The sequence below is a fragment of the Acinetobacter sp. YH1901134 genome (genome assembly GCF_013416965.1).
Lineage (GTDB): Bacteria > Pseudomonadota > Gammaproteobacteria > Pseudomonadales > Moraxellaceae > Acinetobacter > Acinetobacter amyesii.
The window spans coordinates 1-20,672 of the sequence record NZ_VPEW01000016.1 but is presented as its reverse complement, the minus strand read 5'-3'; the positions used below and the strand labels follow the sequence as shown (position 1 = coordinate 20,672).

The window sequence follows — 20,672 nt, the reverse complement described above, 5'->3', positions numbered from 1 at the left end:
GAACAGTTTGTCGGAAAACTGTCGGTCTTTAACTCCATGAACTGTCACATAAAAATCAATCACGTTGATGCAGCCACATGGCTCTCTAAATATTGCCGAATCATCATCTTATTGGCATTTAAAATAGTTTTTTGCAAATGTGGATCTGCGGCTGCACGCGCAATTAAAATGGCACCGGCAAGTTGGCAGATGATGGCCCAAGCATGTTCTTCGCTACCGAGATGCTGACTAAATAAAGCCTGACCGCGCAGTAATTCCTTTTCATAGGCCTGTTTAATCGTGTCATCTGCACGAGCTACTTCGGTCGCAAGTGTCGGCAAAACACAGCCTTGTTCAGGATGTTCAAGGTGGGAAGGGGTTAAATAACGATCTAATTCAAAATTAATCCAGTCGGCTGCATTATGATGCGGGTTGCTTTGCCACATATCAAAACTGTGTTGTAACTCATGTTCAATTAAGGCTTTAAGTAGCTCTTGTTTAGACGAAAAATGTGAGTAAAAGGCGCCACTGGTGACGCCAGCGGCTTTCATGAATCCATCCACACCTGTTGCAGCAAAGCCATTTTGTTTCGCAATTTGCCCCGTAATGTTGAGCAATTCTTGTCGTTTTTGTTGTTTGTATTCGGGTTTATAGCGCATGTGCATGACCCTAAAAAATTATGATTGACGATAAATTAATCATAACATAGTATTTGTTATAGTAACGATCGTTATTTAATAAAGTGTGGTTTAAAACCGACGCGTAAATAAAATGAGCGTGGAATAAAAATAAAACAGCAATGGAGTGAGACTATGCAACAAATCAACAAGACTTCAGCAAAAGTCGCTTTAGTGATTGGTGCAGGTGATGCAACCGGCGGTGAAATTGCCAAGCGTTTTGCCCGGGAGGGTTATATTGCCTGTATGACACGTCGGAATGCAGACAAATTACAGCCTTTAATTGATGAGATTGAACAACTGGGTGGTAAAGCCTATGGTTTTGCTTCTGATGCTCGAAAAGAAGAGAAAGTGATTGAACTCATCGAGCATATCGAATCAAACATTGGCCCGATTGAGGTGATGGTCTTTAATATTGGTGCCAACGTCCCTTGTAGTATTTTGGAAGAAACCGCACGTAAATATTTCAAAATATGGGAGATGGCATGTTTCTCGGCTTTTTTAACTGGTCGGGAAGTGGCAAAACGCATGGTGACACGTGAACGAGGCACGATTATTTTTACTGGCGCAACAGCAGGTGTGCGCGGTGCGGCTGGCTTTGCCGCTTTTGCTGGAGCAAAACATGCGCTTCGTGCCTTGGCACAAAGCATGGCACGTGAACTAGGGCCAAGAAATATTCATGTGGCGCATGTGGTGGTTGATGGTGCAATTGATACCGATTTTATTAAAGATACGTTCCCTGATCTTTATGCTAAAAAAGAGCAAGATGGTATTTTAAATCCAGTACATATTGCAGAAAATTATTGGCATCTCTCACAGCAACCACGAGATGCATGGACGCATGAATTAGATCTGCGACCATGGATGGAACATTGGTAAGCACTGATTTAAGAATATTAGGAAAATAAACAAAAAAAGGACGAAAAAAAATGAAAGTCATTGAATTTTATTTTGATGTCGGCAGCCCATATAGCTATATCGGTTTTCATCGCATTCAACAGATTGCGCAGCAGTATCAAGCCGAGCTGATTTGGAAGCCGATGCTACTCGGTGGAGTGTTTAAAGCCACAGGCAATAGTAGCCCAATGGCGGTACCTGCGAAGGCACGTTATTCCATGATTGATCTTCAACGTTGGGGAAAGTTATGGCAGATACCCGTACAGATGAATCCGTATTTTCCGATCAATACTTTGCAGTTGATGCGTTTGATAACCTCAGTCCAATTATTTCAGCCTGAAGTATTTCTCAATGTACTGACGGGTATTTTTAACGCAATGTTTGGTCAGCCACGCAATTTAAATGATCTCAATGAATTAATTCAATTGATGCAGGAGCTTGGATTGGATGTAGAGCAAGTTAAATCATGGCTTGAAGATGAAAAAGTAAAGTCTGAGCTTAAAGTTATTACCGAAGAAGCCATTGAACGGGGTGTTTTTGGCGCGCCAAGTTGGTTTGTCGATGATGAATTGTATTGGGGTGTCGATCATTTACATTTTGTTGAGGCGGCTTTACAGGCTTCATCACGATCAGCCTAATTGGACGAATACTTGAGTGAATGCTACTGAATATGAGCACCAGTTTTAGGACGGGAATGCAGAAGTCATTGTAGATGTAAGTAAAATTATAGAATGGATCATGGCTGATTGTCTTACTTACATCTACTTTTACTCAGCTTTCATTTGTATTGAGTCTTATTTTTGGCGTACTAACTTAAAAAACTTAAGCTTTATTCCGTATATAAATAATGCTGACATTTGGTGCAATTTACGGTGCATGAATCGCTTGCATAAATACCTTTACGAAAGAATCGTTTATTGCCGCAAAAGATACAGATAAATTCATCTTTATGATTTTTAGCGCTTGGTAGCTCTTGGTAAACGAGTCTTAATCCATTGTCTTTATAACGATAATTTCGACCATAAATTTGTTTAGCAAGCCAATAGTCCAAACTTGTAAATTTTATGGCAATACAACTGATGATACAAAAAGGAAATAGCCATATAGATTCAAATGCTTTGGAAACAGACGCCCAACCTGAAAATACACTTGTGAAAGTAAAAAACATGACCGCGAAAGCACCAAAGAAGAAAAGATAGAATACTTTGCTTTGGAAAGAGCTTAATTTGTTTAAGTATTTGAGATGATGTTCATAGGTCGAAATATCATCTTGGTTGGGCACAAATGCGGGATAACGTGCTTGCTTAGGTTTGTCTGACACTTGATCACCAAATGAATGACCACAGGCACTACAAAAGTGATGTTGTACTAATGCTTTTTCTCCACAGGAGACACAATATTTCATAGCTATTTAAATATTTTTAATTAATAAAGTTATTTGTTTAGCAAGCATAAGAAAATTTGCAGCTTTTTAAAAGAAATTTTAATGAATTCATTGAAGAGGCTTCTAACAAAAAAGCGAACCGAAGTTCGCTTTTTATCTCATGTATTGTTCAACGCTGCTTAGAAGAAGCCCATTGGTTTGGTGTCATAGCTCACCAACAAGTTTTTGGTTTGTTGATAATGATCAAGCATCATTTTGTGGTTTTCCCGGCCGATCCCTGATTTTTTGTAGCCACCGAATGCTGCGTGTGCAGGGTAGATATGATAACAGTTTGTCCATACACGACCTGCCTGAATAGCACGACCCGCACGATATGAAGTATGCGCTGAACGCGACCAAACCCCTGCACCTAAACCATAAATGGTGTCATTGGCAATTTTAATGGCATCATCAAAGTCTTTAAAGGTTGCTACTGAAAGCACAGGGCCGAAGATTTCTTCTTGGAAAATCTTCATGTCATTGGTGCCTTTGAAAATGGTTGGTTCAATATAGAAACCTGTTCCGACTTCATTTCGAGGGTCACCACCAGTAATCAGCTGAGCACCTTCGCTTTTACCTGTCGCGATACAGCCCAAGATTTTGTCTTGCTGCTCTTGAGATGCTTGTGCGCCAATCATGGTGTCGGTATCTAAAGGATGACCGGTCTTAATACGTTTGACACGCTCAACCGCCATTTCCAAGAATCGATCTGCAATGCTTTCTTGTACCAATGCACGTGAAGGACAGGTACAAATTTCACCTTGGTTCAGCGCAAACATGGCAAAACCTTCGAGCGATTTATCAAGGAACTCATCATCTTTGTCCATGATGTCTTCAAAAAAAATGTTCGGTGATTTTCCGCCAAGTTCTAAAGTCACAGGAATGATATTTTCAGTCGCATATTGCATGATCATTTGACCGACAGCGGTTGAACCTGTGAAGGCGATTTTTGAGATGCGTGGGTTGGTCGCTAGTGGACGACCGACTTCAACACCATAACCATTCACAATATTCAGCACGCCCGGTGGGAGTAGGTCTTGAATGAGTTCAGCCAAGACCAAGATGCTGACAGGCGTTTGCTCCGCAGGTTTCAACACGATGCAGTTTCCCGCAGCCAATGCTGGAGCAAGTTTCCAAGCCGCCATCAAGATTGGGAAATTCCACGGAATAATTTGACCGACCACACCAAGTGGTTCATGGAAATGGTAAGCAATGGTATTTTCATCAATTTCAGAAATGCCGCCTTCTTGGGCACGGATACAGCCGGCAAAATAACGGAAGTGATCGATACACAGTGGAATATCAGCGGCTAAGGTTTCACGAATCGGTTTACCGTTGTCCCATGTTTCTGCAACTGCAAGGAGCTCTAGGTTTTCTTCAAGTCGATCGGCAATTTTTAATAAAATATTTGAGCGTGTCGTTGGGGAAGAGGCGTTCCATTGGGCTTTAGCTTTATGCGCTGCATCCAAAGCCAATTCGATATCTTCAGCAGAAGAACGTGGCACTTTGGTAAAAACTTTACCGTCTACAGGGGAGATATTTTCAAAGTATTCACCTTTCACTGGCGCGACCCATTGGCCACCAATCAGGTTTTCATACTGAGCTTTAAACTGAACTTTTGAACCGGGTTGATTAGGATCGACATAACGCATATGAATTTTCCTTTGCTTGTTTATTATGATCTTGTTGGGCTGCCTATCTGTGGCAATCTACAGCTTTGGTATAAGGTACTTTTGTACATTATTTGATTAGCATAGCTTGTATAAGGTTGGAAAAAGGTTGGAGACAAGAAGGTTTACAATATTTTTTTTCAGTCTTAAAAACAAAAGCCGGGAAACGGATTTTTAGTCATGAATTGTTGTGAGAATAATGAATGATGATACAGAAGGATTTATCTGAAAAACGACAGAATGTCGAACGGTTAAGGCAGGGCATGAGTCTGTCAAAGCAGCAAACCTCGCAATTGAATGAGAGCATTGCGAGTTCTTGGCAGCGATCGGCGCAGGCGGAAATTCCGGAAAATCGGAGTGCTGCGCCTTTGGTAAATTTAAGCCCTCAAAGTCAACAACAGTCGGCATTGCATCATGCGTTGCAACATTGTGCCGAAGATTTAAAACACATTGCCGAACAGTCGTCGATGGTACTTGCCGTGGGCGATGTGGGTAGCACGATTATTTGGAGTGCGTCGAGTCGGCAAATGCAAAGTGCTGCGGAAAGTGTGCATTTTATTGCAGGTGGGCAATGGCGCGAAGAATTGGTCGGCACCAATGCATTAGCGTTGTCTTTAAAAACTCAGCAGTCGAGTTGTGTGTTTTCAAATGAACATTACATGCCATCAGTACATGAATGGGTCTGCTATGCAGCACCGATTATCGATCCACATACGCAGCAAATTTTGGGCGTGGTTGATTTATCCACCGTGTGGAAAAACCACAATAGTTTAGGGCTACTTGCGGCCGAACGCTGCGCTTCGATTATTCAATCGGCTTTACTCGATTTTCAAAAACAGCATTTGTATATTCGGGCCTTTGCTGTGCCGCAAGTGTTATTTAATGGCAAAGTGATGGTGCTGACCCCGCGGCAAATAGAAATTTTGACCATCTTGGCGCTATGTCCACAAGGCATGACCTTAGATACTTTGCATCAAGCCTTATATGGTGAACGCAAGGTGAGTGTTGGGACTTTAAAAGCGGAAATGTCGCAGCTACGCGATATTTTGGGCGGCATGCTAGGCTCACGTCCCTATCGTTTATTGGCACAAGTCGAAGCCGATTTTTTGCAAGCCGAGCAAGCTTTAGATGCAGGTTATCTCGATTCTGCATTAAAACTGTGTTCAGGGGTTTTCTTGGCTAAAACTGAAAGCCCATTTTTAGGGGCATGGCGTGATTGTCTTGAGTCACGATTGAGCCAAGCGATTTTTAATGCCAAGGAAACAGATGTTCTGCTCAAGCATGTCGCGCGTTTTCCTGAAGCTATCGATGCGGTTGAACGCCTGATTGAGCTGATGCCGAGATCACATCCCGTACATCAGACTTTGTTGAAACTAAAACATTAATTTGCAATGTGATTCAGGCTATTAAAGGCCTTTATTGGCCAGCCATTCAAAGAGCTGGGTATAGACTTGTTCTCGCGCGGTTTTTTCCGAAAGTACTAAATCATGCAAGCCATTGTGAATGGTTTGAATGGTGACATCGCCTTGAATTTTCTTGGCATATTTTTGGATATCTTTTACACCCAAAATCACATCACTGGTCTGCGCTGCTTTACCCCATTTTTTGGGATTTTTAGTTTGATGTGAATGCATCACTAATACTGGCACATCAATCTTCACACCTTGATGAATTTCCTTTTGAGCTTCATAAATACTGCGGACGAAACTGATATATACCATTGGGTAGCGAGTTTTTTTCCAGTCTAAATTAAAGTCCCACTCACCTTTTAAATCTTGATGTAGGCTCGCCGTATACCATTTATTCAGTTCACTTGGAAATTTTAAATTGGGAAAGGTTTTTGCCAATTTACTCAGCTGTGGAATACCCAGTGCGCGTTTCACTGGATTCATGTTGAAATCATAAAATGGGCTGTTAACCCAAAGGGCTTGAATTAAAGGATGATTTTGATGATGCGCCACATACAAAGTGGTGGTTAAGCCACCGGTAGAATGACCACAGAGCAGCAAGGCATCATGACCTTCATCAGCAATGATCGTTAGGGCTTGATCTATTTCGGCATCGTATTCAGACAGTGCATGCACATTATAGTATTTTTGATGCGGGCGGATTGAGCGACCATATTTTCTTAAATCTAAGGCATAAAAGTCGAAACCGTGCTGATTGAAGCGTTCCGCCATTTCGGTTTGGAAAAAATAATCGATAAAACCATGGATATAGAGCACCGCTTTGGAGGTAGGAGCCGTGGCTTTTTTGCGAACCAGTGTGGCAACCACTGGGCCTTCATAATCATCCGGGAAGGTCAGCGTGGCTTGTTCATAGCCTGCGCCCAAAATGTCAGGCTGATACTGAATTGGTGAATGGCTCATTATTATACTCATTAATATTATTGGACATTATGCTTTATCCTTGATGAGTCATGAGCTTTTGTCAAATGAATAATCGATGCTGTTTTACCGACTAAAAAAGAGTGACCTCAGTATGAAAGCGACCAATCTATAGTCGCTTCCCTGAAATAAAACGTGAAATGGATTCAGTTGACCTACATCACTAAACTCAAAGGGTAATGTAGGCACTTAGGTCACTTAAACATGAAGACCTTTAAGGGCTTAACTTAAACGGCCGCTTTGAAGTCGACCACAGAGGCATTGGCTTTAAGCGCTGCCTTGAAAATATCAACCACTTGAGCATGAGTTGCTTTACGTGGGTTGGTGAGCATACAGGCATCTTTTTGTGCATTTTCAGACATGATGCTGAGGTCTTGTTCTTTCACACCGAGTTCAGAAAGGCTCGATGGAATGCCAATCGAAGCAGAGAGTTCACGGATTGCTGCAATCGCTGCATAAGCCGCTTCAGTCACCGTTAAACCGTCGGTTGGCACACCCATGAGCTGTGCGATACGTGCATAGCGGTCAGGGCAGGCGATCAGGTTAAATTCGCAAACGTGTGGTAGCAGCACGGCATTACATACGCCATGTGGCAAGTTGTAGAAGCCGCCAAGTTGGTGCGCCATCGCGTGGACATAACCTAAAGATGCATTGTTAAATGCCATCCCTGCTAAGTACTGTGCATAGCTCATCGCATCACGTGCTTCTAGGTTTTCGCCATTGGCGACGGCAGGGCTGAGCCATTCACTGATCATTGCAATGGCCTTTTCAGCACAAGCATCGGTAATGGGATTAGCTGCTGTAGAAACATAAGCTTCGACCGCATGCGTTAATGCATCCATACCGGTTGCTGCAGTGAGCGCCGCAGGTTTTGCAATCATTAGTTTCGGGTCATCAATGGCGATAAGAGGCGTACAACGCCAATCGACAATCGCCATTTTAACGTGGGTGTCGGTATTGGTAATAATACAGAAACGGGTCATTTCTGATGCCGTACCTGCGGTGGTATTAATCGCAATGAGTGGAGTCATTGGGACTGTACTTTTATCGATGCCTTCATAGTCACGAATATGGCCACCACCCGCAGTCACTAAGCCAATGCCTTTGGCACAGTCATGAGAAGAGCCGCCGCCGAGAGAGACAATAAAGTCACAGCCATTGTCATTGTAGGCATCTACACCGCTATGTACGTTGGTGTCAGTTGGGTTGGGTTCTGCGCCCGGGAAGATGTGACTTTCTACGCCAGCTTCAGTTAAATACCCGGCAATGGTGTCTGCCACACCAAATTTGTATAGACCGGCATCGGTCACAATGAGCGCTTTTTTAGCGCCAAGATTTTGCGCCTTTGCGCCAATTTCTTTAGCGCAGCCGGGACCAAAAAGTGAAACACAAGGGATGTAAAAACCGTTTGTTTGATCTGCAATATTTTTAAAAGCCATGGTGCGATTCCTTCTACCATTCATTGTCATTTGTTATGGGTGATACTCACCTAAACTGAGTATTGCGAGGGATGTTTTAAATTCACACCTACCAAAGACCTACCAAATTTAGGGCTTTGTATTGAACTTATTTAATTGATTGAAATTTAATCATTAATTATTTTTGTTATTTTCTAAGATTCGCTAAAAGTCGTATACATTTAAGCCAAAATAGGCGTTGCGATGATTGGATGCATGATCGAGTTATCAGATTATAAAATCTAACTAAAACTACTATCAATTTACTAAATGCCCCAAAGCGCTCGAATCAGGATAGGCTATAACAAATAACGAGATAGTCACTTTTGTGCATTTCGCTTTTTGCAGTGCGAAACAAAAGATTAATTAAACGAGTTAAATAATGCCTAGTGAAAATTTGAAAACGAAACGTCCTTTATATATTCCTTATGCCGGAAATACACTTTTAGAACTCCCACTTTTAAATAAAGGCTCTGCGTTTAATGAAGATGAACGTAAGAGCTTTAATTTGCACGGTTTAATTCCACACGTCACGGAAAGCATTGAAGAGCAAAGTCAGCGTTCTTATCAGCAATATTGTGCATTTAATAGTGATATCAATAAGCATATTTACCTGCGTAATATTCAAGACACCAACGAGACGCTGTTCTATCACTTAATTGAAAACCACCTCAGTGAGATGATGCCAATCATCTATACACCAACAGTGGGTGAGGCTTGTCAGCGCTTCTCGGACATTTATCGTCGTCATCGTGGGATCTTTATTTCATATCCTGACCGTGATCATATTGACCAAATTATTCATAACGTGAATAAAAAGAACGTGAAAGTGATCGTTATTACGGACGGTGAACGTATTCTTGGTCTTGGTGACCAAGGCATTGGGGGGATGGGGATTCCGATTGGTAAGTTGTCACTGTACACCGCATGTGGTGGGATCAGTCCAGCTTATACATTGCCGATTACTTTAGATGTCGGAACTAATAACCAACAGCTGTTGAATGACCCGATTTATATGGGATGGAGTCAGCCTCGTATCAGCGGTGAAGAATATTATCAATTTGTCGATGACGTGATTAAAGCCATTCAACAACGTTGGCCAAAAGCGCTGATTCAATTTGAAGACTTTGCACAAAAAAATGCGATGCCTTTATTGGAAAAATATCGCGATAAAATTTGCTGCTTTAATGATGATATTCAAGGAACAGCAGCAGTGTCTGTCGGAAGTTTAATTGCGGCATCACGTGCAGCAGGCAAGCAGCTCAAAGATCAAATCGTCACATTCTTAGGTGCAGGTTCAGCAGGTTGCGGGATTGCAGAGCAGATCATCAAGCAAATGGTGGCGGAAGGTTTAACCGATGCTCAAGCGCGTGCGCGGGTGTTTATGGTCGATCGCTTTGGTTTAATTACTGAAAATCAGCCGAATCTTTTAGATTTCCAACGCAAACTTGCGCAAGCACCGGATAACGTTGCTCATTGGGCTGATGCCGAATCTATGATTTCACTGTTGGATGTGGTGAAAAATGCCAAACCTACGGTACTGATTGGTGTTTCGGGACAACCGGGACTGTTTAGCCAAGAGGTCATTGAAAAGATGGCTGCGAATTGTGAACAGCCTATTGTGTTGCCACTGTCTAATCCAACATCGCGTGTCGAAGCGGTGCCTGCAGATATTATCGAGTGGACCAAAGGTAAGGCCCTGATTGCGACTGGCAGTCCATTTGCACCAGTGAATTATCATGGCAAGATTCATCAGATTTCACAGTGTAATAACTCCTATATTTTCCCGGGGATTGGTCTCGGTGTGATTGCATCTGGGGCGAAACGTGTGACTGAAAATATGCTGATGGCATCGAGTACGGCGTTGGCAGACTGTTCACCAAAATTGGCAGATCCAAATGCCGATTTATTGCCAAGTTTGGATTATTTACAGGATATTTCGAAGAAAATCGCATTGAAAGTGGCATTAGCTGCGATTGCTGATGGTGTTGCGCCAAATGTCAGCATTGAAGTACTAGAACAGGCCATTGAAGAGAATTTCTGGAAACCTGAATATCGTGATTATGTCCGTGTGACTTATTAATTTGGTCTAAAGATGCTGATTGAACAGAATCGATTTTGCATCGGATCGAAAAAATACCCTAATCCAGATTAGGGTATTTTTTTATGTGTAGCGACACGCTTTGTTCTAAGAAATACGAAAAATAATCGTGAGGGTCGCTTTAAATTTTGCGTTTATCCAATTGGTTGGAAATGTGATCTCCACAGGCTTGAACCAGCATCACGATTGCGACCAAGACCACTATCACTGCTAGCATGATTTGTATATCAAAGCGTTGATAACCGTAACGGTAAGCAATATCCCCCAAACCACCTGCACCGATAGCCCCTGCAATGGCAGAAGAATTAATCATGGTCACCAAGGTCACAGTAAAGCCCGCGACGATGCCGGGAAGTGCTTCAGGGAGTAGCACATGCCAAATGATTTGTTTGCGATTACAGCCGATGGCTTGAGCAGCCTCAATCAGACCTTGATCGACTTCACGTAAGCTTACTTCTGCAATGCGTGCAAAAAAAGGCGTGGCCGCAAGGGTTAAAGGCACGACAGCGGCCCAAACGCCATAACTGGTGCCCACGATAAAGCGCGTGAGCGGAATGAGCGCCACCATTAAAATCAGAAAAGGCACCGAACGGGTAATATTGACCAGCCAACCTAGGGTGTGGTTTAGGCTTTTTGAAGGATAAATCCCGTGCTCAGCACTACACACCAATACGACTGCTAAAGGCAGACCGATCAGAAAGGCCACAAAAGCTGAAACGCCGACCATCAGTAAAGTATCAATGGTTCCACTAATCAGTAAATCAATGAGTTGATCGTGCATAGCCAAGTACCTCAATCTGTGCGATATGGTGTTTAAGTTGTTCAGATAAGGCGTTGATCTCTAAATGGCTGTGGTCTACAGCAACAATCAACGAGCCAATTAAATGCCCTTGAATACTATCGATATGACTTTGATACAGATGTACTGGCGCCTGAAATTGATCAAAAATAAACTTTAAGTCAGGCGACTGTTGTAGTGTCGATTCATATCGTAATTTTAAAATGATTTGATCATTTGAATCTGACGGTTGTGGCTGAATGTCGCTTGGTAAATCAAGTTGTTCAAGGTTGAGTAACTCTTGTGTGATCTGCTGTTGAGGCGTAGAAAACACTTTCCAAACCTGTCCTGCTTCTACAATTTCGCCTTGATCGATCACCACAACCTGATCGCAAATCTCTCGAATGACCTGCATTTCATGGGTAATCAACACAATGGTGATACCGAGCTTTTGATTAATTTCTTTAAGCAAAGACAGCACAACAGAAGTACTTTCTGGATCGAGTGCAGAAGTCGCTTCATCACAGAGTAAAATTTCTGGATGATGAACTAACGCTCGTGCAATCCCAACACGTTGTTTTTGCCCGCCCGAAAGTTGAGAAGGGTAGTGCGCTGCTTTATTTTCAAGACCTACCAACTTCAGCACTTCATTCACTCGCTGAGCGATATCGGCTTGACTGAAATTGGCGATTTTAAGGGGCAGCGCGATATTGTCATACACGCTTTTGGCAGACATCAAATTAAAATGCTGAAAAATCATGCCTATGCGTTGACGCAGAGCAATCAACTCTGCGTGATTTAGGCGAGATAATTCCTGTTGATGGATGTGAATACTGCCATCACTGATTTGTTCTAAGCCATTCAGCGTTCGAATCAGCGAAGATTTACCCGCGCCGCTTTTCCCAATAATGCCGAATATTTTGCCTTGTGGAATATTCAGATTGATATCTTTTAAGGCATGCACCTGCTGTCCTTGCACATCATAAAATTTATTTAAATTTTTGATTTGGATATGCGGGACGGCAAATTCAACCGATGAACCGAAACTCACCATGAGCGACTCCTTATTTCCAACCAGGGAACCACAGTTTTGCACCAAAATCTGCGTCCAATGCCTGTTTAACTTTAGGTGAGTTTTGATAAATATCGACAAATTTACGCAGTTTATCGTCACGATCGACATAGTCATCACGTACGGCAAATAAGATGGCAAAACGCTTGTCAGTATTGGAGTCAAACAGTAAGGCATTTTCAGGATCGGCAGTTTTTGCTAGACGTAAATAATGTGGATAGCCAAAAGCCAGATCGACATCATCAATTGCACGTGCCGTTTGAGGGCCTTCCACCTCAATAAATTGAAGCTGTTTAGGATTCGCTGCAATGTCATTTAAAGTCGATAAAAAGTTATCTGGTTGTTTCAGTTCAATGAGCTTGGCTTGCTGTAGCAGTTGTAAGGCACGGCCCTGATTGACAGGATCATTTGGAACCACCACTTTGGCTTTATGGGGTAAATCAGCAAAGTTTTTATACTTTTTTGAATACAGTCCGACATGGGTTGCAGCACCGACATCAAAGGCTTTGATTTTAAAATCCGTTTCTTTTTTTGCATTATCTAAAAACGGCTGATGTTGGAAAAAGTTCGCATCAATATCGCCGTGGTTTAGGGTGATATTTGGGGTATTCCAGTCTGAAAATTCCACCAATTTCACGTTCAGCCCTTGCTGCTTGGCTTCATCTGCAGCGACTTGTAAGGGTTTAGCAAAAGATGGGCTAATCCCAATCACCAATTCACTTTGATGACTTTTCTTTTGTTGATTCCAAATAACTAAGCCAATCACCAAGATGGCCACGATCACACCAATCAGTGTGAATTTAGATTTTGCTGTTTGTGCCATGGCACACCTCTATATTTCGAAATAATTAAATTTTTTGTCTAAAATATTGTTTTTTAATTGCAGCTTATGCTGTCTCAACGTTTTTAAGTGCTGCCTGAGATGATGTGTCGGAAGTGCGACATCGGTAGCGATGAGCGGGATGTGTCGTCGCTAAATGGTCACCTTGTTGAAACAGTTTTTGCCTTAAACTGCCAGTGTCATACGCAGTTTTATAGCGACCACGTTGCTGTAATTCAGGAATGACCAAACGGATAAAATCTTGATGTGACTCAGGTGCAACGGTGCGAGTCAGATTAAATCCATCGATGCCAGTTTCATCCAAATAATCAATCAACTGTTCTGCAACGTTGGCGCCACTCCCAACAAAGAGCGGATAACGCCCACCTAGAACGTGCTGAGCACGCAAATCTTGGCGAGTAATTTTTTGCTCTTTAAATTTTTGATTGACCGATGCGATGCTATTGGTCTGCTGATATGGAATGGCTTCATCTTCTGCAAAGTTGGCGAGATTCATCCCAATCGAGCTGGAAAAGTGTGCCAGTCCCGCTTCAGGGTTGGCATAGCGAATGTATTCAGCCAATTTCTCTTGGGCGAGCTCATCGGTCTCTGCAGTCACTACCGTAATGCCTACAAAGAGTTTGATGGCTTGTGGGTCACGACCTTGCGCTGCGGTTTGGCTGCGAATTTTTTGTACCTGATTTTTAACTTTTTCTGCGCTGTCTGCACCGATAAACATACCTTCCGCATGTTGTGTGGCAAAAGCTAAGCCACGTGGTGAAGCACCGGCCTGATACAACACAGGGGTGCGCTGTATCGAAGGGGAAACTTGAAATACCCCTTGGCTTTGATAGAACTTCCCTTGATGTTGAATGGCATGTACTTTTTTGGGGTCACTAAAAATGCGATGTGCTTTATCTTTTTGAACCGCATCATTTTCCCAAGAGCCTTCCCAAAACTTATAGCAAAGCTGCAAAAACTCTTCAGCTTGTTCATAGCGTAGATCATGATCTTTCAGGCCTTTTTGCCCAATGAGGCGTTCTGCACTGTCTAGATATCCAGTCACGATATTCCAACCGATTCGACCTTGGGTCAGGTGGTCTAGGCTGGCAAATCGACGTGCAAATTGATAAGGCGTTTCATAGCTCAAATTGACTGTTACACCAAAACCTAAGTTTTCAGTGACCGCAGCCATTGCAGAAATCAGGGTGCTGGGGTCATGGCTCGGCAGTTGGATCGACTCTTTAAGTGTGAGATCAATATTGCCTTCATAAACATCATAGACCCCGGTGATATCCGCAATAAATAGCCCGTCAAACAGCCCTTGCTCCAAGGTTTTGGCAAGATCGGTCCAATAGCTTAGTTCATTAAAGCGGTGTGACTCATCGCGTGGATGGGTCCATAAGCCATGATTGATATGGCCGACACAGTTCATGTCGAAGGCATTCAGTAAAATTTTCTTGGCAGAATGTGATTGGGTATCTGCTGTGGTGATTTGGCTCATTACAAGGTCCCTCGACGTGGGGGTAATACGCCATTTAGGAGGTAATTGGCAATGAAAAAATATTTCCAACGCCCTGCATCATGCAAGGTATGGACACGTGCATTACGCCAAAATCGATCTAGACCATCTTCACGCTGACTGCCACGGCTGCCTGCAAGCTCAATCAATTTTGATGCCGCTTTCAGTGCGGTTTCAGTACTATGCGCACGCACTTTCGCGACATCTAGAGAAGCTTTTGCGATGTTTTCAGCATTGGGCTGTGGGCGAGCAGCATCGATGGCACGAGCGGCTTGTTTCAGCAAGACCTCACTGGCGCGAACATCTGCGGCAATGCGACCGAGTTCGTATTTGGTTAAAGGATCTTCGCTTGCAAGATCAAGACCTGAATCAATCCATGGTCGAGCTTGGTGTACGCGGCTCAAACTTTCTTCAAAGGCTGCGCGGGCTATACCGACTTCAATCGCAGCATGCATAATTTGCGCAAATGGCCCAACCAATGTCGGCTCCGTAAATGCCCGATCAAAGGGAATGACATCTATGGCAGGAACTGCAACTTGGTGAAATTTTACAGAGCCGCTACCCGTGGTGCGCTGTCCAAACCCTGTCCAATCATCGATCAACTCTAGACCTGCACTTTCACGTGCAATAAAGGCTAAATATTCACGACCATCAGGGTCTTTGACCAATGTGGGAATACGATGCGCAAATAAACTGCCGGTGCAATAAAACTTTTCACCATTCACTACAAAACCATTGTCATGAGGGCTAATCGACGTTTGTTTTTGCGCAGCGGTTTTGGTTTTAAACTCGGCTAAGGCATTGCCAAAACGAGCGCCAGCAAGCACTTCGGCATAAAGCTTTTGCTTTTGTTCAGTTGTGCCGGTGTTTCGTAATACTTCCAATGCATAAAAATGGTTTTGTGGAATTTGCCCAATTGAGCCATCTACACCACTCATAAGCGCAATCACTTGCGCCACGGTATAACTTGAAACTTCGGCACCGCCAAATGCCTTGGGAACTGTGATTGCCCAGAGACCAGATTGACTATAGGCCTCGATTTCATCAAACGGCAGTATGCGTTCGGCATCACGTTGCACGGCATTTTTTCTAAATTGTTCGGCTAATTGTTTTGCAATTTCAAGTGCTTCTGCATCGGACTGAATAATATGCGCAGGTGTTGTTGATATGGCCTGTAGCGAATTAATATTTGGAAATGAGGTCATCAGAATTCTCCTTAAATCCACGCATGGCGTGCAGGTAATTTATGATTTAAGTAATAGTCGCCTAAGGTATGCAGCTTCCAGCGCACAGGATCATGTAAGGTGTGTACTCGGGCATTGCGCCAGTGTTGATCAAGGTTATGGGCACTCAAACTTGCACGGCTGCCGCCTAATTCAAGGAGTTTTTCAGAGATCTGTAAGGCTGCATCATTGGCATAGATTTTAGCTTCAGCGACACGAATCGAAGCTAGAGCGGCTTGTTGTTCACTCACCTGATCAAGCTGATCTAATTCATCGAGGTAATCTGCGGCTTCATCTAAAAGTAAAATCGCAGCATCCAATAAAACTGCAGATTTACCCACCTCTTGTAGGGTGTAGGGCTCAAAACTGGCTTTCTCAACTTGTGCATCCACAATCGGACGGGCTTTTTGTACCGCAGAAAGGGTGTCTGCAAAGGCAGCTTCTGCAATCCCGACATCGATCGCGACTTGCATCAATTGTGAAAAGGCACCGCGATACGTTGGCCCTGCAGAAAGCTTACGTTCATCAAAAATTAATAGGGGGTCTACTACCACATGGTTTAGTTTGACGGTGCCACTTGATGTTGTGCGCTGACCAAAACCATTCCAGTTATCAATCACTTCTACGCCTGTAGCATGTCGATCAATGATGGTCAGGACAACATGACCTTCAGGGTGAACGGCTTTAATCGCCAACCAATCTGCAAAACTACTGCCGGTTGAATAGAACTTTTCACCATTAACAACATACCTTCCATTTTCAATGCGCAGCGTAGTATTTAAGGTTTTGGTATCTTTGGTATTGCGCTCTGGGCCACCATTGGCTAAACGTTTTCCCTGTAAAATTTCATTAAAAATAAAGGCTTTTTGTTCATCCGTTCCCATGAGGTCAATCATATACAGCAAGGCAATTTGGTTTTGTGGAATTTGGCCCACGCTAGAATCTGCTTTGTTGATAATGCGAAAAACCTGCGCCAGTGTCTTGTTCGACACGTAGGCACCGCCAAATTGCTTGGGTATACGAATGCCACCTAAGCCTTTTTGACTGAATAAGTCGATTTCTGCAAAAGGCAGCAGGCGGTTCTGATCACGTTCATTTCGACCTTCCAAAGCAAAATCGGCAACATGATACGCTGCATGGATTGCTTCTAAGTCATTTTCAATAACATGAATATTTTCAGAGATTAAATGAGACATAATGACACCTTTAATAGATATCAAAACGCTACTCGTAAATGCGGGATTTTTTAAATGATGGATTATTCTTAACTTAGCAAAATGTCTGTTTAGCATTTAATCTGCATAAAAAATATGCAAATTTGATAAAATAAGTGTTTGATTTAAAACAATAGATGTAGGAAAAACAACAAGAGGATTGATGATGAAAATCTGGTGTTAGCAACTTTGTAGATATTCAACTTTAAAAATAATATATCTAAGACAGGGGCTTAGCTGTTTTTTTTAATACTTTTTATTAATGGTGATCAATCAGCTTGAACTCCAATAGATGCTCAATATCATAGAGCTATGCAAAGATTAAAAAAAGGGCTATAAATTGATTCAAATGTTTTTCAATCTGCAATAAAAAAGCCCCCATCTTTCGATGAGGGCTTTTTGAATTTGGAGCGGGAAAGGAGACTCGAACTCCCGACCCCAACCTTGGCAATAGTCACCGACATAAAATATCTCGAATTACATAAATTGTATTTTAATAAATCCTATATATAACAATTATATAAAGTCTTTATTTTATGTAGTGTAACTTAAAGTAGGGTGAGGTACTTTGGTTTTTGGTCACTAAAATTATTGTGATAATCAACAATAATAACAGACACATACATACTGAATCTAAGGGGGTTTTACTGATTGGTATAATTTGGTGTTGAGGCTATACGATCTGGAATTACGATTTCTATTTTGCCTTTTGGCGTAAGACGTATAAATATAGCCTTTCTACTTTCTTATCTAAAAATTCATCTTTGTTGCACTTCGACTGATAATCTAAGCCGCTAAACTTTTATTCATCATCTTCCGCAAACATTGTTTCAATTTCATCCCACTGCGGAAATTTATACTTCTTTTTATCCACTTCAAATTGCAGGCCTACTGCATTAAGTACACATTCAAATATGCTAAATGAGCCTGTAAAGTGGCCATTTTCTATCTCTGAAATTGTTGTTTTATTGATGTTCGTTTTTTCTGAAAGATTTTTCTGTGTATAGCCCAGAGCTTTTCTTGCCAAACGTATTTCTTTACCTATTTCTTCTCTTGTAGCCATATCAATTTTAACCTTAGAAATTTGTTTGCTATATAGCGAACTTTTTATAAATTATGGCAAATATTCGCTATATAGCAAACTTTTTTATAGTGATTTTTGAATATTATTGAATTAATAAGGTTCGATTTTGCCTTAAATTATTTGAATGGAGCTCATATGTGTATAGTATTTTCAATATTTTTTAGAATTAGGCTAACCTGTCTCTTGATGCAAAATCAATAATTACTTGGACATCTATTCTTGTTTTATCTGGACATTTTTTTCTGCTTTAGGGTTAAATGAAACTACACAAAGATGTGGAACTTTGATTAAAGAACAGGCGTGGAACGTGAAAAATCACAAAAAAGCCGTTCCAGTGCGCTGAACCCTGGAACGGCTTTGACTAAGATATTGATGCTTATAGGAAAATTTCAAGAATTTCGTATAACGTGTATTATGTTAATTTTAGAGATGCTTAATTATTTAAAACTATAATTTTTCAATATTTTTCATCCTAAGAGCTTGCCCATTTTTATATTCGTAAAATTCGTAGGTGCAACCTGAATTTGTATTCATAATTAATGCATAATCCTTACTTTCTTCGAATGTAACTTTAAACATTCTGAATGGACAGGATTCGTATCTTTGACCTTCCTTATAGCCGTAGGTCATTTGTACTATTACAGGTCTGTCTGCTGGTACTTTAAACTCTCCAAAATTAGTTGCACTTTGAGGTGCATAAGGCATATTTAAACTTTTAGGTGCGTATTCAAATTTTTGGAATCCCAGAGTTTTAACACTTGTAAAAGCTAATCCTCCATCCTTATCTTTTGATAATTCTTTTTTAGTCTGTGAATTTGGATAAATATATATTTTTTTTCCTATTCCATAAAAAACTCGTACATTAGCTGTTTTTCCAGATGCCGGTTCTTTATATCGACTACCTTGATTAAGAATGGAATCGTTCACTTTATACACAGTTGCACAACCTGAGAGTGAAAATAAAAAGCTGATAATTAATATTTTTTTCAACTTGATTTTACCAAAATTAAAATAGTGGGATGAATTTTAAACCTTAAAGGAAGAGTTGAAAAATTATTTCTAATAAGGCCAGCTAATAAACTTAGTGAAATATATCTGTAAAAAATAAAAATTAGCCGTTTATTTAGCATAATAGCTATATACGAAATTTGATCTGTAAGCATGAGCGTGCATGTATTGGGGCAGATCACCCTTATCTCAGAGCTAAGGACTCATCTATTCTAAGTACATCAGGAATAGGAAGTTCCGCAACAAAAACAAAAACAAAAACAAAAATGATAAGTTCTAAAACATGGAAGATAGGTACGACAGGAGTTATACCTTACACTACCTCATACGAAAAAGCCCAACATCCTGTTGGGCTTTTTTTATTTAAAAAAAGATAAAAATTAAGGCTATAGCCTCAATTTTTTAACTTCGTATAACGTGTATTATGTTAATTTTAGGAAATCTTAAGTTTAAATAACTTCAAAAAACTGGTGTTGAATTCCTAATTTTCCATCTTTGTATTCAACCATATAAATTCTTTTATCTTTATAATCATCACAATAAGTAACTGATATTAAGTAAAGCTGTTGAAAATCATCTCCCTTTTCAAAAAAACTTATATTAGAAACTTTCCCCCAGTCAAAAGATGCATTATTTCCACAAGAACAAGGCTCATAATAAGATTCATGATTATGCCAATATTTTTCAAAAATTTTTCTTTTGAAATTAATACAAGATTTCTTGTCTGCTTTATCAAATTCATCGCCTAAATGTAATTTTTCGATTTCATACATATCGGAATAGTATGCTTTCAAAAAATCCGTAAGAATTTTTTCTTTATCTTGTTGTATTACCTCAGCATTACTAATTCTATCAAACATTTTTGAAAAGCTTAGTAGAAGCTCAATATCTTCACGCATTTGAAATTCACATTAAAATTAAAAAATAAGAGTATCTCTGTTTTAATTTTAATGCCATTTAACATAATGGCGGTTATACGAAACGAGGGCAGCAGCTCTCGTTTTTTAATGTGGAAACTGCTAGAATACTTGTACGCCATTGACGTACAAAGAATCTATGTTATTCATTGAAACCAGTATCTTTACCAAGCAAATCAAAGACCTTGTATCTGATGAGGAATATCGTCAACTTCAACAAGATCTATTGGTTCAGCCAGATAAAGGTGACTTAATCAAGAATGGCGGTGGCATTCGAAAAGTACGTTGTGCTCAAGGTAATAAAGGCAAAAGTGGCGGTATCAGAGTAATTTACTATTGGGTAAATGAGGATGATCAAATCTTTTTCTTGGTGGCTTATCCAAAATCTGTAAAAGATAATCTAACGGATAAAGAAACCGCCATTCTGCGCCAACTCGTGAAGG

Annotated in this window: 19 protein-coding genes; 5 read left to right on the top strand and 14 right to left on the bottom strand. The window is 41.1% G+C overall.

The genetic code is table 11. The features are described from left to right. Positions 1-59: 59 nt before the first annotated feature. Positions 60-638 (bottom strand): TetR/AcrR family transcriptional regulator, encoded by a 579-nt coding sequence (locus tag FTV50_RS14075; RefSeq protein WP_180024786.1) that lies wholly within the window; start codon positions 636-638, stop codon positions 60-62. A 153-nt stretch (positions 639-791) separates the two neighbouring features. On the opposite strand from FTV50_RS14075, the gene FTV50_RS14070 reads away from it, so the two are divergent. Continuing rightward, entirely contained in the window at positions 792-1,535 is a 744-nt protein-coding gene (locus tag FTV50_RS14070) for an SDR family oxidoreductase (protein ID WP_180024785.1), read from the top strand. 50 nt (positions 1,536-1,585) lie between these two features. Next, complete coding sequence (locus tag FTV50_RS14065; RefSeq protein ID WP_180024784.1) at positions 1,586-2,191, top strand: 2-hydroxychromene-2-carboxylate isomerase; 606 nt, start codon at positions 1,586-1,588, stop codon at positions 2,189-2,191. A gap of 191 nt (positions 2,192-2,382) precedes the next feature. Here the strand turns inward: FTV50_RS14065 and FTV50_RS14060 are convergent, their stop codons facing one another. Both FTV50_RS14060 and FTV50_RS14055 read right to left on the bottom strand, forming a co-directional pair. Next, complete coding sequence (locus FTV50_RS14060; protein ID WP_180024783.1) at positions 2,383-2,874, bottom strand: hypothetical protein; 492 nt, start codon at positions 2,872-2,874, stop codon at positions 2,383-2,385. A 242-nt stretch (positions 2,875-3,116) separates the two neighbouring features. After that, positions 3,117-4,628 (bottom strand): aldehyde dehydrogenase family protein, encoded by a 1,512-nt coding sequence (locus FTV50_RS14055; RefSeq protein WP_180024782.1) that lies wholly within the window; start codon positions 4,626-4,628, stop codon positions 3,117-3,119. A 221-nt stretch (positions 4,629-4,849) separates the two neighbouring features. On the opposite strand from FTV50_RS14055, the gene FTV50_RS14050 reads away from it, so the two are divergent. Further along, positions 4,850-6,031: a transcriptional regulator gene (locus tag FTV50_RS14050; protein WP_180024781.1), complete on the top strand. Its 1,182-nt coding sequence runs from the start codon at positions 4,850-4,852 to the stop codon at positions 6,029-6,031. 21 nt (positions 6,032-6,052) lie between these two features. Here the strand turns inward: FTV50_RS14050 and FTV50_RS14045 are convergent, their stop codons facing one another. After that, positions 6,053-7,015, bottom strand: coding sequence for an alpha/beta hydrolase (locus tag FTV50_RS14045; protein ID WP_180024780.1), 963 nt, complete (start codon positions 7,013-7,015; stop codon positions 6,053-6,055). 245 nt (positions 7,016-7,260) lie between these two features. Then, positions 7,261-8,472: an iron-containing alcohol dehydrogenase gene (locus tag FTV50_RS14040; protein ID WP_111885501.1), complete on the bottom strand. Its 1,212-nt coding sequence runs from the start codon at positions 8,470-8,472 to the stop codon at positions 7,261-7,263. A gap of 400 nt (positions 8,473-8,872) precedes the next feature. Between FTV50_RS14040 and FTV50_RS14035 the strand changes: the two genes are divergently transcribed. Beyond that, positions 8,873-10,573, top strand: a complete 1,701-nt coding sequence (locus FTV50_RS14035; RefSeq protein WP_180024779.1) for an NAD-dependent malic enzyme — start codon at positions 8,873-8,875, stop codon at positions 10,571-10,573. Between the two features lie 139 nt (positions 10,574-10,712). Here FTV50_RS14035 and FTV50_RS14030 read toward each other — a convergent pair whose 3' ends face one another. The 9 genes from FTV50_RS14030 to FTV50_RS13990 all read right to left on the bottom strand — a co-directional run bounded on the left by FTV50_RS14030 (position 10,713) and on the right by FTV50_RS13990 (position 20,211). Next, positions 10,713-11,372 carry a methionine ABC transporter permease gene (locus FTV50_RS14030; protein WP_180024778.1) on the bottom strand — a complete coding sequence of 220 codons (660 nt, stop codon included), beginning with the start codon at positions 11,370-11,372 and terminating at the stop codon, positions 10,713-10,715. After that, on the bottom strand, positions 11,353-12,423 hold the full coding sequence (locus FTV50_RS14025; RefSeq protein WP_180024777.1) for a methionine ABC transporter ATP-binding protein: 1,071 nt from the start codon (positions 12,421-12,423) through the stop codon (positions 11,353-11,355). Before FTV50_RS14025 ends, FTV50_RS14030 begins: the two co-directional genes overlap by 20 nt. Positions 12,424-12,433: 10 nt before the next feature. Continuing rightward, positions 12,434-13,264 (bottom strand): MetQ/NlpA family ABC transporter substrate-binding protein, encoded by an 831-nt coding sequence (locus FTV50_RS14020; protein ID WP_180024776.1) that lies wholly within the window; start codon positions 13,262-13,264, stop codon positions 12,434-12,436. Between the two features lie 64 nt (positions 13,265-13,328). After that, entirely contained in the window at positions 13,329-14,765 is a 1,437-nt protein-coding gene (locus tag FTV50_RS14015; protein WP_180024775.1) for an LLM class flavin-dependent oxidoreductase, read from the bottom strand. Then, positions 14,765-15,988, bottom strand: coding sequence for an SfnB family sulfur acquisition oxidoreductase (locus FTV50_RS14010; RefSeq protein WP_180024774.1), 1,224 nt, complete (start codon positions 15,986-15,988; stop codon positions 14,765-14,767). Before FTV50_RS14010 ends, FTV50_RS14015 begins: the two co-directional genes overlap by 1 nt. Positions 15,989-15,999: 11 nt before the next feature. Beyond that, complete coding sequence (locus FTV50_RS14005; protein ID WP_218950748.1) at positions 16,000-17,226, bottom strand: SfnB family sulfur acquisition oxidoreductase; 1,227 nt, start codon at positions 17,224-17,226, stop codon at positions 16,000-16,002. A 796-nt stretch (positions 17,227-18,022) separates the two neighbouring features. Beyond that, the gene (locus FTV50_RS14000) at positions 18,023-18,283 is read right to left on the bottom strand and encodes a helix-turn-helix domain-containing protein (protein ID WP_180024772.1); all 261 of its coding nucleotides are present in this window, start codon (positions 18,281-18,283) and stop codon (positions 18,023-18,025) included. 468 nt (positions 18,284-18,751) lie between these two features. Next, the gene (locus FTV50_RS13995; RefSeq protein ID WP_180024771.1) at positions 18,752-19,294 is read right to left on the bottom strand and encodes a hypothetical protein; all 543 of its coding nucleotides are present in this window, start codon (positions 19,292-19,294) and stop codon (positions 18,752-18,754) included. A gap of 467 nt (positions 19,295-19,761) precedes the next feature. Beyond that, entirely contained in the window at positions 19,762-20,211 is a 450-nt protein-coding gene (locus FTV50_RS13990; RefSeq protein WP_180024770.1) for a hypothetical protein, read from the bottom strand. Between the two features lie 157 nt (positions 20,212-20,368). Between FTV50_RS13990 and FTV50_RS13985 the strand changes: the two genes are divergently transcribed. Further along, positions 20,369-20,672 (top strand): type II toxin-antitoxin system RelE/ParE family toxin (locus tag FTV50_RS13985; protein WP_180024769.1); only part of this gene is annotated, 304 nt, incomplete at its 3' end.

Excerpts from the sequence above, each read along its gene's own strand:
- FTV50_RS14075 (WP_180024786.1), bottom strand. The coding sequence starts at position 638 with ATGCGCTATAAACCCGAATACAAACAACAAAAACGACAAGAATTGCTC.
- FTV50_RS14070 (WP_180024785.1), top strand. The coding sequence starts at position 792 with ATGCAACAAATCAACAAGACTTCAGCAAAAGTCGCTTTAGTGATTGGT.
- FTV50_RS14065 (WP_180024784.1), top strand. The coding sequence starts at position 1,586 with ATGAAAGTCATTGAATTTTATTTTGATGTCGGCAGCCCATATAGCTAT.
- FTV50_RS14055 (WP_180024782.1), bottom strand. The coding sequence starts at position 4,628 with ATGCGTTATGTCGATCCTAATCAACCCGGTTCAAAAGTTCAGTTTAAA.
- FTV50_RS14050 (WP_180024781.1), top strand. The coding sequence starts at position 4,850 with ATGATGATACAGAAGGATTTATCTGAAAAACGACAGAATGTCGAACGG.
- FTV50_RS14045 (WP_180024780.1), bottom strand. The coding sequence starts at position 7,015 with ATGAGCCATTCACCAATTCAGTATCAGCCTGACATTTTGGGCGCAGGC.
- FTV50_RS14040 (WP_111885501.1), bottom strand. The coding sequence starts at position 8,472 with ATGGCTTTTAAAAATATTGCAGATCAAACAAACGGTTTTTACATCCCT.
- FTV50_RS14035 (WP_180024779.1), top strand. The coding sequence starts at position 8,873 with ATGCCTAGTGAAAATTTGAAAACGAAACGTCCTTTATATATTCCTTAT.
- FTV50_RS14030 (WP_180024778.1), bottom strand. The coding sequence starts at position 11,372 with ATGCACGATCAACTCATTGATTTACTGATTAGTGGAACCATTGATACT.
- FTV50_RS14025 (WP_180024777.1), bottom strand. The coding sequence starts at position 12,423 with ATGGTGAGTTTCGGTTCATCGGTTGAATTTGCCGTCCCGCATATCCAA.
- FTV50_RS14020 (WP_180024776.1), bottom strand. The coding sequence starts at position 13,264 with ATGGCACAAACAGCAAAATCTAAATTCACACTGATTGGTGTGATCGTG.
- FTV50_RS14015 (WP_180024775.1), bottom strand. The coding sequence starts at position 14,765 with ATGAGCCAAATCACCACAGCAGATACCCAATCACATTCTGCCAAGAAA.
- FTV50_RS14010 (WP_180024774.1), bottom strand. The coding sequence starts at position 15,988 with ATGACCTCATTTCCAAATATTAATTCGCTACAGGCCATATCAACAACA.
- FTV50_RS14000 (WP_180024772.1), bottom strand. The coding sequence starts at position 18,283 with ATGGCTACAAGAGAAGAAATAGGTAAAGAAATACGTTTGGCAAGAAAA.
- FTV50_RS13990 (WP_180024770.1), bottom strand. The coding sequence starts at position 20,211 with ATGCGTGAAGATATTGAGCTTCTACTAAGCTTTTCAAAAATGTTTGAT.